This window comes from Haloferax sp. Atlit-10N, from assembly GCF_003586325.1.
Classification (GTDB): Archaea; Halobacteriota; Halobacteria; order Halobacteriales; family Haloferacaceae; genus Haloferax; species Haloferax prahovense.
Genome location: NZ_PSYX01000006.1, coordinates 122,157 through 136,556, shown reverse-complemented (window position 1 = coordinate 136,556; position 14,400 = coordinate 122,157). Strand labels below are relative to the sequence as shown.

Annotated in this window: 13 protein-coding genes; 8 read left to right on the top strand and 5 right to left on the bottom strand. The window is 69.9% G+C overall.

What is annotated here, in order from left to right; all coding sequences use genetic code 11:
- The first annotated feature begins 2 nt into the window (after positions 1 to 2).
- Entirely contained in the window at positions 3 to 1,181 is a 1,179-nt protein-coding gene (locus tag C5B91_RS16755) for an ABC transporter ATP-binding protein (protein WP_115820035.1), read from the top strand.
- An 80-nt stretch (positions 1,182 to 1,261) separates the two neighbouring features.
- Here the strand turns inward: C5B91_RS16755 and C5B91_RS16750 are convergent, their stop codons facing one another.
- Positions 1,262 to 2,272: a HEAT repeat domain-containing protein gene (locus tag C5B91_RS16750; protein ID WP_115820036.1), complete on the bottom strand. Its 1,011-nt coding sequence runs from the start codon at positions 2,270 to 2,272 to the stop codon at positions 1,262 to 1,264.
- A gap of 124 nt (positions 2,273 to 2,396) precedes the next feature.
- On the opposite strand from C5B91_RS16750, the gene C5B91_RS16745 reads away from it, so the two are divergent.
- Positions 2,397 to 2,711 carry a hypothetical protein gene (locus C5B91_RS16745; RefSeq protein ID WP_233514284.1) on the top strand — a complete coding sequence of 105 codons (315 nt, stop codon included), beginning with the start codon at positions 2,397 to 2,399 and terminating at the stop codon, positions 2,709 to 2,711.
- A 45-nt stretch (positions 2,712 to 2,756) separates the two neighbouring features.
- Here C5B91_RS16745 and C5B91_RS16740 read toward each other — a convergent pair whose 3' ends face one another.
- Positions 2,757 to 4,013: a PQQ-binding-like beta-propeller repeat protein gene (locus tag C5B91_RS16740; RefSeq protein WP_115820037.1), complete on the bottom strand. Its 1,257-nt coding sequence runs from the start codon at positions 4,011 to 4,013 to the stop codon at positions 2,757 to 2,759.
- A complete protein-coding gene (locus tag C5B91_RS16735; protein WP_049968684.1) occupies positions 4,003 to 5,193 on the bottom strand; it encodes a PQQ-binding-like beta-propeller repeat protein in 1,191 nt (396 codons plus the stop codon). Before C5B91_RS16735 ends, C5B91_RS16740 begins: the two co-directional genes overlap by 11 nt.
- A gap of 127 nt (positions 5,194 to 5,320) precedes the next feature.
- On the opposite strand from C5B91_RS16735, the gene C5B91_RS16730 reads away from it, so the two are divergent.
- Positions 5,321 to 6,610 (top strand): PQQ-binding-like beta-propeller repeat protein, encoded by a 1,290-nt coding sequence (locus C5B91_RS16730; RefSeq protein ID WP_115820038.1) that lies wholly within the window; start codon positions 5,321 to 5,323, stop codon positions 6,608 to 6,610.
- Positions 6,607 to 7,827, top strand: a complete 1,221-nt coding sequence (locus tag C5B91_RS16725) for a PQQ-binding-like beta-propeller repeat protein (protein WP_115820039.1) — start codon at positions 6,607 to 6,609, stop codon at positions 7,825 to 7,827. Before C5B91_RS16730 ends, C5B91_RS16725 begins: the two co-directional genes overlap by 4 nt.
- A gap of 80 nt (positions 7,828 to 7,907) precedes the next feature.
- On the opposite strand, the gene C5B91_RS16720 is transcribed toward C5B91_RS16725, so the two are convergent.
- Positions 7,908 to 8,594 (bottom strand): helix-turn-helix domain-containing protein, encoded by a 687-nt coding sequence (locus C5B91_RS16720; protein ID WP_115820074.1) that lies wholly within the window; start codon positions 8,592 to 8,594, stop codon positions 7,908 to 7,910.
- Between the two features lie 133 nt (positions 8,595 to 8,727).
- Here C5B91_RS16720 and C5B91_RS16715 point away from each other — a divergent pair, with 133 nt between their 5' ends.
- The 4 genes from C5B91_RS16715 (at position 8,728) to C5B91_RS16700 (ending at position 13,053) form a co-directional block, all read left to right on the top strand.
- Positions 8,728 to 9,546, top strand: a complete 819-nt coding sequence (locus C5B91_RS16715) for an alpha/beta fold hydrolase (protein WP_115805507.1) — start codon at positions 8,728 to 8,730, stop codon at positions 9,544 to 9,546.
- 152 nt (positions 9,547 to 9,698) lie between these two features.
- Positions 9,699 to 10,565 carry a hypothetical protein gene (locus C5B91_RS16710; protein WP_008096903.1) on the top strand — a complete coding sequence of 289 codons (867 nt, stop codon included), beginning with the start codon at positions 9,699 to 9,701 and terminating at the stop codon, positions 10,563 to 10,565.
- Positions 10,566 to 10,651: 86 nt separating this feature from the next.
- Positions 10,652 to 11,428 (top strand): ABC transporter ATP-binding protein, encoded by a 777-nt coding sequence (locus tag C5B91_RS16705; protein WP_008096905.1) that lies wholly within the window; start codon positions 10,652 to 10,654, stop codon positions 11,426 to 11,428.
- A complete protein-coding gene (locus C5B91_RS16700; RefSeq protein ID WP_115820040.1) occupies positions 11,425 to 13,053 on the top strand; it encodes a hypothetical protein in 1,629 nt (542 codons plus the stop codon). Before C5B91_RS16705 ends, C5B91_RS16700 begins: the two co-directional genes overlap by 4 nt.
- A 66-nt stretch (positions 13,054 to 13,119) precedes the next feature.
- On the opposite strand, the gene C5B91_RS16695 is transcribed toward C5B91_RS16700, so the two are convergent.
- Positions 13,120 to 14,349: a PQQ-binding-like beta-propeller repeat protein gene (locus C5B91_RS16695; protein ID WP_115820041.1), complete on the bottom strand. Its 1,230-nt coding sequence runs from the start codon at positions 14,347 to 14,349 to the stop codon at positions 13,120 to 13,122.
- Positions 14,350 to 14,400 lie beyond the last annotated feature (51 nt).

Genomic DNA, 14,400 nt, shown 5'->3' with positions numbered 1-14,400 from the left:
CAATGGCACGACTACGACTCGAACACGTAAGCAAGCACTACGACGACGTAACGGCGGTCGACGACATGAACCTCGACATCGACCACGGCGAATTCATCTGCTTTGTCGGCCCATCGGGGTGTGGGAAGTCGACGACGATGGAAAGCATCGCTGGACTTACGAAGCCGAGTGAGGGCGAAATCCACATCGGCGACCGCGAGGTGACGAACCTCCCGCCGAAGGACCGCGGGGTCGCGATGGTGTTCCAGAACATCGCGCTGTTTCCCCACATGGACGTCTACGACAACATTTCCTTCGGGCTTCGCCTCCGCAACTACGACAAGGAGGAAATCGAGCGCCGCGTCGAGCGCGCCGCCGAAATCGTCCAACTGGAGGGAATGCTCGAACGCATGCCCGACGAGATGTCCGGCGGGCAGCGACAGCGCGTCGCCATCGCCCGCGCCATCGTCCGTGAGCCCGATGTCTTCCTCATGGACGAGCCGCTAGCGAACCTCGACGCGAAGCTCAAGGTGCACATGCGGACTGAACTCCAGCGCCTGCACAAGGAACTGGACACGACCATCATCTACGTCACCCACGACCAGGAGGAAGCGATGACGCTCTCGGACCGTATCGCGGTCATCGACGCCGGCCAGCTCCAGCAGATCGACCCGCCGCTCGTCTGTTACAACGAGCCGGCGAACCTGTTCGTCGCCGGCTTCATCGGCTCGCCGTCGATGAACTTCGCTGAGGCGACAGTCACAGAAGACTCGCTTTCGACGGCGAACTTCTCGCTCGCGTTCGATCCGGCGTCTGTCGAGGCTGTGGACGTGGGTGACGAGGTAACCATCGGGATTCGTCCCGAAGACATCTATCCCAGCGGAGCGCGCGTCGAAGTCGAAGACCCCTCTTCGCTCATCGCCACGCGCGTCGATATTCTCGAACCGATGGGCGACGAGATATTCGCGTACATGCTGTTGGGCGAAGGCCGAACCTCGATGGACCAGTCAGGGGCTGATGACCAGTTGCTGATGAGCGTTGAGCCCGACTCGACGATTCGAGAAGACACGGCCGTCGAAGTGGTGATAGACCGGGGGAACGTCCACCTCTTCGATACGGCGTCAGGAAACGCACTCGTCCACGGCCTCCCCCCCGTTTCAGCCGAGTTAGAGACCGAGACGACGGCCGACGCAGACGACTGAAGCGACCCGGCAACCTCGCCGTCGGCGACGGCGAGACGCAGTAACTCCCGGAGGCTACCGGAAGTAACCGCGCGCTCGACTCAGTACGGAGCGCCACAGCTCGGACACATCGGCGGCGCGCCCTCGGGAAGGTCGATACCGCAATGGGGGCACTCCCCGTCCACGTCTGGCGACGTCATCTCGTCGACTGCGTCGTCGGTCGTGCTCCGAACGCCGGCCAGCGACCCAACGCCTTCGGCCGGTGACTCCAGTGATTCTCCCTCCGACGCCGCCCGGAGAAATCGGACCCGTTCGGCGACGAACTCGGCCGCTTCGTCGGATTCCGCGTCGAGAACCGAATCCGGTACGCGAACCGCCTCGCCGCTCCCGCGGGCCGACAGTCCGAGCGCCTCGGCGGCGCGGCCCCGGACGAAGGCGTTCTCGTCGGCGAGTCGAGCCGAGAGCGCCGCCCGAGCCTCGGCGAGCGAATCCGGCGCGTCGCAGCCGACGACCGCCACCGCCGTACAGAGGTGGTAGCGAACGAGTTCGTCCCGGTCGTCGAGGTGGTCTGCGAGCGTCGAGACGCGGTGGCGAAGTCGACCGGGGTCGCCGAGCGCCACGCATTCGAGCGCCTTGGCCAGCTTCTGTTTCACCTCGGGTTCGTCGAACGAGAGACCGACGCGGAGGTCCGCGAGCACCTCCGGCGAGGCGACCGCATCGGAGTGTTCGAGCGCGACGTAGCCCAGCGCCTCGGCCGACCGGGCGCGGACGTAGTAGAACTCGTCCTCGTCGGCGAGTCGCTCGGCGAGCGACGGAACGGCGGGAGCGACCGCGTCGGGAGCGGCCTCCGCGACCGCGACGAGCGCTTTCGCGGTCAACAGCCGGGCGGCGCGGTCGTCGTCGGTGAGAAACGGCGTGACAGCGGGGAGGAGCGACCCGAACGCAGTCGGCCGGTCGTCGGCGAGGCGTCGAAGCTCTCGGAGCGCCCGTTTTCGGTCCTCGGTCGACGCCGTTCGGAGCTCCCCGAGCGACCCGCTCACCGCCTCGTAGGCGCGGTTTTCGACTGCTTCGACGAGGCGCTCCAGCGGGGGCGCGTGACGTGTGTCGTCCATCGGTTCGTGCTCCTCGTTAGCGAAGTATCTCCTCGGTACGTCAATAAGTTGGTGGGAGACCGCGTCGTCGACACCGAACAGAACAGACAAAAAGACTACATTTTCGCGGAGCGACGACAGAACCGTGAGCCCGATTACGCTTGCCGCGGCGGCGCTCCTTGGGAGTGTGGCCGCGGCCGCGACGTATCGACACGCGAGACGCCGCGACCGAAACCCGACGAGGTGGAGCGCGGAGGTCGGAGCGACGTTCCTGCTCGCGCCACTTCTCGCGGCCGAAGTGGGACTCGACGCCGTCCGAACAACGCTGGTCGCCACGTCCTCGGCTGGGGTCGTCGAGGCGGTCCCTCCGGTGGCGTTCCACGGCGTGACTATCGCTGTTGGGCTGGTCGCCGGTGCGGCGGCACTCGTCCACTACCGGCGTGCCGCGGTGGCCGGGTAGTCGAGTCGAAGCGACGCGAGGCAACGAACCACGTCGTCCTCGCGGTCACTCCAGCGGGAACCGCGCGACTGCGCCGTCGTCGACGTACGAGACGAACACCGACGCCGGCTCGACGCGGAGGGAAAGCCGGCTGTGCGATTCGGGTTCGTACGACCACCGCGTCTCGCCCGTCTTCCGGGAAAGCACCTCGAAGCCCCGGTCCCAGACGGCGACGACGCGGGAACCCGTGACGGCGAGCGAGTCCAGCGACGGGAGTCCGGTTACGGTCTGCCACCGCCGCGTGCCGTCGAGGTCGAATCGGTCGATTCGGCCGAGAATCCCGCCGTCGGGGTCGTCGACACGGCTCCCGACGAACACCGCGTCGTCCGTGGCCTCGACCGCCCGAATCTGATAGCCCACGGGGTTCGCCCACCGCTTCTTGCCCGTCTCGCGGTCGAACGCGAGCAGTCCCTGACGGCCGTCCGGTCGGTCGTGGGAGAGATACACCTGCGACCCGAGGACAAGCGTACGTCCCACGTCACCGATGGAAATTCGCCACCGAACACTCCCGTCCGACGGTCCGTAGGCCGTCAGCGTCCCGTCCCACGCGGCGACGACGAGCTGGGAGTCCGCGACGGCCCTCGGGTACCACCGCTGGGTGTCGGTCCGCCACCGGACGCTCCCGTCCGCCGGCGAGAGCGAGACGACGCGCGATTCGGTCTCGCTCACCGGTACGCGAACCACGACCGAGTCGTCGGCGACACCGTCGAGGGAGTACGACGAAACCGCCCGTTCGAAGCGTCGGTCGCCAGTCTGTGGGTCGTATCCGGTGAGCGTGCTCTCGGGGCCGGCGAAGTCGAGTTCGGCGACGAGTGACCCGGTGCGGACGAGTCTCGCTCGATGGGCCGTACCCTCGTCGCGCCACAGTTCGTCGCCCGAAGAATCGACCGCGTAGAGGTCGCCGTCGGTGCTGTGGACGTGGTACGGGCCGCCGGACGCCGGGGCGACGGGTCGCGTCTCTATCGGGCCGCCGGTCTCGAACCGGACGGCGGTCGACCCGTCCTCGCGCCGCAGGCCGTACAACGCCTTGTCCTGCATCCCGGCGAGGACCAGTCCGTCGGTGACGGCGGGCGGGCCGGCCATGAACGCCCCGTCGATATCGCGTCGCCAGACCGGTCGTGGCCCGCCGAGCCCCGGAATCGAGCTACAGCCGGCGACGGAGAGCGAGCTGACGGCCGCGAGCGTCCCGAGCACCTCGCGGCGGGTGACGGTTTGCTCCCGGCTTCCGGCCGAACCCGTCCGCTCCGGAGGCTCACTCGGCATCGAGCACCTCCGCGTCGAGGCGAGCGAGTTGCCATTCCTGTCCGACGTAGACGCCGTCGCCCGCGGCGACGACCCAGTTCACCGTGCCGCCGTCGAGGTAGCCCTCGAACCGGTATTCACCGAGGAGAGCGCCGTCGGTCGCGTGGACGTACAGCGCGGTCGGGTCGAACGGGACGGTCCCGCTGTGCCCCCGGACGAGGATGTCCGCCCCCACGACGGTCACCAGTCGGTCGCCGACGCGGGTCGGTCCGCAGGTCACGGGGCCAGCCAGTTCGCGCCGCCACAGTCGGGTTCCCGTCTCGGCGTCGAAGGCGTACAGGAAGTAGTCCGCACCCCCGACGTACACGCGGCCGTCGGAGACGAGCGGCCGGGCGAACACGGTGTTTCGGAGCGACCCACGCCAGCGAACCTCGCCGGTCGCCGCGTCGAGCGCCAGTAGCTCCTCGGTCGCGCTCCCGACGAAGACGGTGTCCCCGGCGACTGCCACCGACGACGGCGACGGACCCACGTCGACGCGCCACGATTCGGAGCCATCCGTGGCGAACCGGCGAAGCGTTCCGTCGAGGACGGGCGCGACGACGCCGGCTTGGGAACCGTCTCCGGCGGGTACGGAGGCGGGCGCGCCGGCGAGCGACGCCGGAAGTTCGGCGCGAAAACGCCGCTCGCCGTCCTCGCGGGACAGCCCGAGCAGTCGGTCTACAACGTCGTTTTCGGTGCCCGAGATGGGGAAGACGACAGTGTCGTCGGCGACGACCGGCGGGTACTGAACGACGCCCGGGTCGGCTCTGTCGACGCCCGTCAGTCCGGTGTCCCACACTCGCTCGCCCGCCTCGTAATCGACCGCCGTGGCTCGCCCCGCCTTCGAGAACAGGTACGCGTGCCGGTCGTCGACGCCGAGGGGTGAGCGGTAGCCCTTCCGGCCGGTCACCGTCCAGCGCTCCTCGCCGGTCTCGGGGTCGAGCGCGGACACCATCGGGTCGGCGTGAAACGGACTTCCAGTCCCGACGAGCAAGGGGCCGGACGACGGGCGCAGGGCGCGGGTCGGAGTTCGCACGCCCGCCGTCCACGCGGTCGGCATCGGGAGCGAGTCGTCGTGGCCCGTGAGGCTCGCACAGCCGGCGAGGCCGGCGGCGAGCGCCGGAATCGTCTTCAGCGCGTCGCGTCGCGAATAGGAGGGCATCAGCGAGGACGTGTGGTCCGGCTGATAATACTCCTGTTGGTTCGGACGGAGGCGGGACCGGTCGCGAGGGCGGGTCTCCGAGCGGGGAGCCACGAAGGTTTTTATCTCGCGCCGAGACGGCGGTCGTATGCTCTCCAGACGCGAGGTACTGGCCGCCGGCGGAGTCGCACTCGCGGGCGGAGTCGCCGGGTGCGGCGGCTCCCCACCGGCTCCGGACGCGACGTTCGACGCGCCGACGACGGCGTGGCCGACCACCGGCTACGACCCACAGGCGACGGGCCACGCACCGGCCGGCCCGTCCGAGGGAACCGTCTCGTGGAGCGTCTCGCGGGGGAGCCTCGACCCGCCGCTCTACGGCGCGCTCGTCCCGCCGGTCGTCGCCGACGGCACCGTCTACGTCACCGGAGTCGCTACCCACTATTACAGGCCGGACGACTTCGTGAGCCCGCTGGCCGCGATTGACGCCGCGTCCGGGTCGGTCCGCTGGGTCGAAGGCTTCGCGGACGGGCTCGGCGGCGGCCCCGCGGTCGTCGGCGACGACCACGAAACCGTCGTCGTCGGCAGTTACGACGGCACGCTCCACGCCGTCGGTGCCGACGGGTCGAGCGAGTGGACTGCGGACCTCGGCGGCCGGCTGGGAACCCCGACGGCGTACGGGAACAGACTGTACGTCGAAAGCGGGAGCGGCCGCCTGCACGCCGTCGGAAGCGACGGGAGTCGGCTGTGGGCCGCCGACCGGCCGGGGGCGCTCGAACTCCTCGTCGGCCCGGACGAGCCGGTCGAGACGACGATGCCCGTCGCCGACGACCGCGGCGTCTACGCCGCCTTCACGCCGTTCGAGCGGGAGCGCGAGGCGGTCGTCGTCCTCGGCTACGACCACGGCGGCGGGCGGCGCTGGCGGACGGTGCTCGACGGTCGGTACGGCCGGTCGCCCAACGGCCTCGCCGTCACCGACGACGCGCTGTACGCGACCGTCGGCGGAACCGTCTACGCGCTCGCCCCCGACACCGGCAAGGAGCGCTGGCGGTTCGTGACCGGCTCAGAGGCCGCCGGCCCGCCGACGGTCGACGGCGAGCGAGTCTACGTCGGCGCGAAGAACCTCTACGCGCTCTCCCGGACCGATGGCGTCGAGCGCTGGCGCGTGGTGAACGAAGCGCCGCCGAGCCACGACCGCGACCCGACGACCCTCCCGTATCTCGCTCGCCCGCCCGTCGCCGACGGGCGAGTCTACCTCCGAACCGGAGCCGTCGACGCCGCCGACGGGACGCGGCTGTGGGGCGGCGACGCCGACGAGTGGCTCCAGTCGGGGAACTACTTCGCCGAACCGTACTACAGGCGGCCGATGGCGTCGCCGGTCATCACCGAGGAGGCGATGTATCTGACCCACGCGCACCGCGGGGTGGTGAAGGTCGCATGACCGACACCGGCCAGCGACCGACTCGGCGGCGACTCTTGGCGAGTCTCGGAAGCGCCGCCGTCGGCGCGGCGGGCTGTCTCGGAACGCGGTCGGAGCACAACCCGACGAGCGGGGAGTGTCCCGAGTACGACCCCGTCGAGCCGGCGACCGCGGACTGGCGCGGCGTAATGGGTCCGACGACGAACACCGGGGCCGTCGCGTCCGAGGCTGTCCCCGAAGGTGACCTCACTGTCGATTGGACGGTGCCCGTGGAGACCCACGTGGGCCACCACGTCCCGGTTGTCGCCGACGGCACCGTCTACGTCCACGACATGGACGACGAACTCTCCGCGGTCGACGCCGACACGGGCGAGCGAGTGTGGACCAGACCGCTCACCGACCCCGAACCCGCGCCCGCAGTCGGCGACGGAACGCTCGTCGTCGTGACCCGCGAGGAGACCCACGCCTTCGACGCGGCGACGGGTGACCGACGCTGGAAACGGGAGGGACTCGGCGGCGGCATCTTCGGTGCGAGCCCCATCGTCGCGGGCGACACCGTCTACGTCCAAGCGGGCGTCGCGACTCACGCGCTGTCACGTTCGACCGGCGAGACCCGCTGGCGGGCCGCGACCGGGTTCCCCTCCGACTCGACGCCTGCCGTCGCCGACGACACCGTCTACACCGCCGGCGACGACACCTACGTCCGGGCACTGGCGGCGGCCGATGGGACGGAGCGCTGGCGTGCGAAGACGAGCGCCCGAATCGCGTGCAACGTCTCGGTGGTCGAGGGGACCGTCCTCGTCGGGACCGGTGCCGGGAGCGTGCTCGGACTCGACGCCGAGACGGGTGAGGAGCGCTGGCGCTATCGACTCGAACCGCAGCGAGCGGGCGGCGAGAGTCGACCGAGGCAGCCCGAGACCATCGCGACCGACGGTAGCCGGGTGTACGTCGCGACCGACGACCGGTTGGTCACGCTCGCGTTGGCCGACGGGACCCGCTGCTGGGACAACCGAAACTACGCCGGAAGCTACGCGAGCGGCATCGCCGTCGGCGCGGGGAACGTGTTCGTCCCGACGCACGACGACAGCGGGGGAGCGGTAACCGTCCTCGACGCCCCCACCGGAAACACGCGACAAGAGCTGGCCGCGGGCAAACGCCAGCGCTTCGACATCGGTCCGTGCATCGCCGAAGGCGGCGTCTACTTCGCCGGCCGGAGCGCCGTCGTCCGACTCAGTTAGGGCGGTCTTCGGGCGTGACCGACCCGAGTGGTTCGTCGAGTTCGTCAGTTCCGGCTCGTCAGTTCCGGTTCGTCGACCCGTCAGTTCGGAAGCGGCGGCCACGTCGTCGCCACCGTCTCGGCGATGAGCCGGGTCTGCGCCCGTCGGAGTCGCTCGGAGGTCGAAGAAGCGGCGATGCCGAGTTCGTCGGCGACCTCCCGCAGGGTTGCCCCGCGGGGGATGTCGAAGTAGCCAAGTTCGTACGCCGTCCGGAGCGCTTCGTCCTGTCGGTCGGTGAGCCCCTCCCCCGGTGGTTCGGGGTCGCCGTCGCGGGCGAGGCGCCGGAGTCCGAAGCCGGCGTTCCGCCGCCAGAACGATGCGAATCGCCCGAATGCGTCGCGGTCCGCGAACCAGCCGGTCTGCCGCCAACCACCCGGTTGGGCCTCGATGCGCTCGATGATGGCGTCGGCGGTGGCGAGGGCCTCCAGTCCGGCGAGGTCGTCGAGGCTGTCCCCGAGCTGTTCTTCGAAGCTCAGCGCCGGGACGGCCTGATACCGGCGGGTCTCGCCCGACTCGCCGATTCGTGTCCAGTCGGCCACGTCGACGGCGTCGTCCATAGCGGTTTCGAGTGCCTGGTGTGCCCCGCCGGTGGCCGTCACGATGAACATCGGCCGCTCGCCGTGGTTGTACTGGAGTTCCAACGCGAGCGTCGCCTCCGGAACCGCCGCCGCGACCCCTGTCAGCGGGAGCGCGTCGCAGTCGATGTCGAACTCGGCGATGAGACCCATACGTCCGCCGTCTCGGCGGTCGGTCATGGGCGTGTCGAAGCGGCCGAGACGGTCGCCCGCCCTCGGAGGCCACTTAAACGACCGCACGCCTGAGAGTGCGACTTAGCTGCCGCCGGCGACAAGCGAGGCCGCGATGCAACCGATTCGATTCGAACGCGGAACAGAACTGTCCGACGAACGATTCGGGAGCGGCGCGCCGCTTCTGTGCTGCCACGGCGGGATGGCACCGCCGGCGTACTGGGACGCGGTCGTCCCGCACCTCGACGGCTACGAGGTCGTCGTCCCGGAGCGACCCGGCTTCGGTACCTGCCTGGACGACGCCGAGACGACGCCCGCCGAGGCGGTGCTGGAGCGCGAGGTCGAGTACGTCCGGGAAGTCGTCGACGAGATTCGCGAGGCGACCGGACGCGACCCGGCGCTGTTCGGTCACTCCTACGGCGCGCTCACGGCTCTCGAAGCGGCGACCGACGCGCGGGTGGCCGCCGTCGCCGCCTACGAGCCGGCGGTGCTCCCGGAGGCGTACCGGAGAGAGGCGGACCTCTCGGAGCGCATGGCCGCGCTCGTCGAGGCGGGAGAGCGGCGCGAGGCGGTCAAACGCTACGTCGAGCAGGTACTCCACCCCGACGGCATCGACGACCTCGACGCGTGGCTCGACGAGTGGCCCGTCTGGCCCGACTGCGTGGCCCTCGCCGAGGAGGTCGTCCGGATGAACCGCGCCGTCGAACGCTACCGGCTTCCGGCCCGCTTGGACGTTGACGCACCCACCGTGGTCATGGCCGGCACCGGGGGTCCGGACTTCCTCCGCGAGAGCGCCCGAAACGTCCACGACGCTCTGCCGACCAGCCGGTTCGTCGAGTTCGACGCGCTCGGCCACGGCGGCCCCGGTGACGACCCCAAACGGGTCGCGGCCGCGGTCGATTCGTTCCTCCGAGACAGGGGCAGTCACGCGTGAAAACATCGATTACACGGGTACAGGTGTAATCACAGTCTCGGCGATACGAGCCGTCTCGCGTTCGTTCGCGACCGAATCTCGGGTCTGAGACCGGACGCGCGAGACGACCTGTCAACCCAACATTCTTTGCTCGGTGCGGAGACGTGGTCGGTATGGCAGCCCTCCAATCCATCGGCACAGCCGCCGGGTCCCTCAGACGGAACCCGATACTGTTCGTCGTCGCCGCGGCGTTCAGCCTCGTCCAACTCCCGTCGCTGTTCGCGCAGACGGTCAGCCCGCTCATCGGAAGCATCGTCTCGCTGGGATTCAGCGGCCTCACCGTGTTCGTCGTCCCGTTCTTCCTCGGTGGCGTCCTCGGCATGGCCAACGAGGCCATCGACGGTCACACCTCGCTCGGGACGCTCGTCAACGAGGGGAAGTCGCACTACGTCTCGCTGCTCGCGGTCTACTTCAGCCTGCTCGCGGTCAACCTCGTGTTGGCATTCATCGGCGTCTTCGCAACGCTGTTCTTTGGCCTCCTCGTCATCGGGAGTGGCAGCCAACCGGGGACCGCCACGCTCGCGATTCTGGGCGTCATCGTCCTCGCCGTGACTCTCACCTACCTCGCCGTGGTGTTCGTCTCGCAGTTCTTCGGCCACGCCATCGTTATCGACGACCTCGGCGCGGTCGACGGCGTCAAGCGCAGCATCTCATGCGTCAGGAACAACCTCGTGTCGGTCTTCGGCTACTCGGTCATCGTCGGACTCGGGGGCCTTCTGGCCGGCGTGGTCGGCGGCGTGGCCTCGCTCCTACTCACCCCGTCGCTCCAGCATCAGGGGGCCGCAGTGGCAGGGTCGGAACCCGGCGCGACCGCCGCGTCGGCGTTTTCGGGACTCCCGACCGTCGGCGTCGTCGGCATGGTCGCCATCGCGGTCGGACTCGTGCTCGTCAGTGGTCTCGTCGGCGGTTTCTTCGCCGCCTACTCGACCGCGTTCTACCGGTCGATTCGACCGGCGAACTCCGAGGGAGTAAACGCCTGACGACGCTGCGAACCGCCGCCATTTCTGTCGGTCGTGTATCAATTCGCAACCGTTAGGCGTCCGGGGGGCGAAACGCGGGCCGTCCCATGCCCTCCACCAACGCGGACGTCGCCGTCGAAGCGACTGACCTCAGGAAGTCCTACGGCTCCGAGGTCGCGCTCGACGGCGTTTCGCTGTCGATTCCGAGCGGAACGGTGTACGGATTCCTCGGGCCGAACGGCGCGGGGAAGACGACGACGATGCGCATCCTGACGGGGCTCTCACAGCCCACCTCGGGGTCGGTCCGCATCTGCGGGCTCGACGTGAGCGACCGCAGGAAACTCGCGCCGCACGTCGGCTACCTCCCGGAGACGCCGCCGCTGTACGACGAGTTCAGCGCCCGCGAGCAGCTCGATTACGTCGCCGATCTCCGCGACATCCCGTCGGAGACCGCCGAGGCGCGCATCGACGACCTGCTCGACCGGTTCGGCCTCGTCGGCGACGCGAACAAGCGCATCGGCACGTACTCGAAGGGGATGAAACAGAAGACCGCGTTCATCCAGAGCGTGCTCCACGAGCCGGACGTGCTGTTTCTCGACGAGCCGACCTCCGGGCTCGACCCCCGCGCGGCGAGACAGATTCGGACCTCCATCGGCGACGTGGCCGACTCGGGGGCGACGGTCTTCCTCTCGACGCACATCCTCCCCGTGGTCGAGGCCGTCGCCGACGAGGTCGGCGTCCTGTTCGACGGCCGCGTCGTCGCCGAAGGGACGCCCGACGAGGTGAAATCGCGCGCCCAGACGGGCGGCGAGGGCTCGCTCGAAGACGCGTTCCTCGCGGTCACGAGCGACGAGACGCAACTGTCGGGTGTCGCCGACGAATGAGCCTCCGACGAGACGTTCGCCACGGCCTGCGAATCGGGCGCGCCGAGTTCGTGCGAAGCCTCCGAGGGTACGCCTCCGAGACGCGCCGAATCATCGGTCTTCTGTTGCTCTTGCTGTTCTTCGGCGGCAGCCTCCTGTTTTCGCTCCCGGCCGTCTACGTCGTCGGCCGGGGCGCGCAGTCCGTGACCGAGATTCCCTTCTTCGACCTCGTCGCCACCGCGATACCGGTGGGGCTCGCGCTCCTCGCGACGTTCCGAACGCTCGAACGCATCGGCCGCGTCGAAAACGAGTCGCTCGTGCTCACGACGGTCCATCCGCAGGCTGTCGTTATCGGGCTCATTACCGCCGAGATCGCTCGAATTGGACTCTGGTTCGGGCTCCCGCTCGCGGTCGTCGCCGCGACGTTCACGGCCGGCCTCGGCGCGCCGTCGCTGTTGTTCACGACGGCCGTCGTCGTGGCCCCGCTGGCGTGCTGTACGACCGTCTGGGGCTACGCGGCCGGCGTCGCCGTACTCCGCGCGTTCAAGCGCCTGCCCGGCGTCCGGCGCACGCTCAAGGTCGTCGGCTTCGTCGCGATGGTTGGACTCGTCCTCGTCTCGCAGTCGTTCGGTCGGTTGCTGGCCGAGGGGTCGCTCCCGCTCGAGTGGCTGGCGGCGACGCTGACGTTCGGCCCGCTCGCAGACTACCTCGCGCTCGCATTCGTCGGGACCCCGCTCGCCCGACCGTTCTCGGCGGCCGCCGTCGTCACCTTCGCGGCCATCGTCGCGCTCACGCCCGTCGGCCTCGTCGTCGCCACCCGACAGGCGAGCGCCCTCTGGTTCACCGACCGCGCGACCGGGGGCGACCAGGGTTCGTCGGCGGCGAGCGCGGAGGCGAACGGCTCGCCCGGCGGCTTCTCGACGCCGAAACCGCTGGCGGCGACGAGCGGCGGCCACGTCGCGTGGGGCCTGCTCGTCCGCGGCGTCCGCCACCCCCAGAAGTTCACGCACCTCGTGATGCTGGCGTTCTTCCTCGGCCCGCTCGGCACGACCATCGTCCAGTCCTCCGCCGACGGCCTCGGCCCGCTGCTCGCCGCGAGCGGGGCCGGCCTCGGCACTTACCTCGCGGGCGCGACGTTCGGTCTCAACCCCATCGGCGACGACCGACCGCAGTTCCCGATGTTGCTGTTGACTCCGACTGCGCCGCGGGAACTGGTTCGCGGTCGCGTGCTCGCCGGCGTGATTCTCGGCGTGCCGGTCGCCGCGGCGCTCCCGCTGGCGGCCGTCGCCCTCGGCACATCGCCGCTGTCAGCGGTCGGGTTCGCGCTCGTCGGCGCCCTCATGTGCGTCGCCGCGGCGGCCTTCTCGGTCGGCATCGGCGCGGCGTACCCGATATACGAGGAACGCGAGTTCTGGGGCGCGACGACCGTCGTCCCCTCGACGCTCGTGTTGATGGCGTTCATGTTCGTCGTCGGCCCCGGCACCGTCATCGGCCTCGTCGCCACGTGGTTCGGCGTCACCGGGCACCTCTCCGCGACGCCGCTTCTCGCCGCCGGGCTCGGACTGTACCTCCTCGTGACCGTCGGCGTCTCCTACGGTTCGTACCGGTACGCGGTTCGACGGTACCGGACGTACACGTTCGAGTGACGGCGAGCGCGTCGTGAGGTATGAACTCGGCGTCACGTCGGCAACCGCGGCGACGGCCCGCTGGCCTCAGTCCGCTACGCGGAACACGCCGGGGTTCCTTCCCGTCCCGGCGAAGTAGAGTTCCGACCCGCGGACCGACAGACCGCCGGTGGGTCGGGCGTCGAGCGCCGTCACCCACAGTTCGTCGCCGGACGCCGCCGAGACGGCGTAGAGTCGGTCGTCGCTCGCCACGAAGCGAGTATCGCCGGCGACGACCGGCGGCCGGGCGAACGTGTCGGCGTCGAGCGACAGCGTCCACTTCGTCGCGCCGTCGGCGGCGTCGAACGCGGCGAGGCTCCCCCGCGAGGACTGGACGTGGACCGTGTCGCCCGCGACGGCGGTCTGCGGGCTTCCGTTCTCCGGGAGCGGAACCGACGCCCGCCACTGCGTCGACCCGTCTTCGAGAGCGAGGGCGAACACGTTCCCGCGGTGGGCGTTGTAGTAGAGGTGAGAGTCGCCTATCGCGAGCGGGACGCCGGTCTGCGGGAGGTCCTCGCGCCGCCACCGCTCCTCGCCGGTCGCGGCGTCGAGTGCGGCGACGCCGGTCTGCTCGTGGTCGGCACCAACGGTCGTGTAGACGACGCCTTCGCCAGCGGCGAGAACGGTAGACACCTCACCCGGGTCGTACGTCCACCGCTCCTCTCCGGTCGCAGGGTCGCGCCCGAAGACGGGCGCGCTCCCACCATCGACGAGCGTCCCCGCGGCGAGTATCGGCGCGTTCGCGGAGGTCCCGTACCCGCCCTCGCTCGTCCGCCAGCACCGCTCGCCGGTCCGGGCGTCGTAGGCCGCGACGAACTCCGCGGTCGAGACGAACATCGCGTCGCCGGCGAGCGTGGGCGTGGATTTCCCGTGGGCGTAGTCGACGGTCCACGCGTCGTCGGAGTCCGCGGGAGCGGCCTCGGCGTCGAGGTCGAGCGCGCGATACACGCCGTCCTCACCGTCGCCGTCGCTGTATCCGAGGACGCCGCGCCCGCCGGCGAGCGCGACCGAGGTGGCGAGCGCCGCGTCGCCGGACGCGATTCGCTCGACGCTCGCGTCCGCCGAGGGGCCGGAGTCGGTGGTGTAACCGGTGTTGGCGAAGTCGCGCTGGTAGGTCGGCCACGCACCAGTCACGTCGCCGACCGGCGCGTCACGTCGGTAGTCGCGCTCGACATCGAGGGCACCGATTGCGCGGGCGACACAGCCTGAGAGCGACGCGAGGGCGGTCGCGCAGCCGGCCGCGAGGACGGCTCTGCGCGTGTGCATGTTGGAGGGCATACATGTCTGCGTCCCGTCGCTACCGTACTAACAGTTGCCCTTGGAGCGACA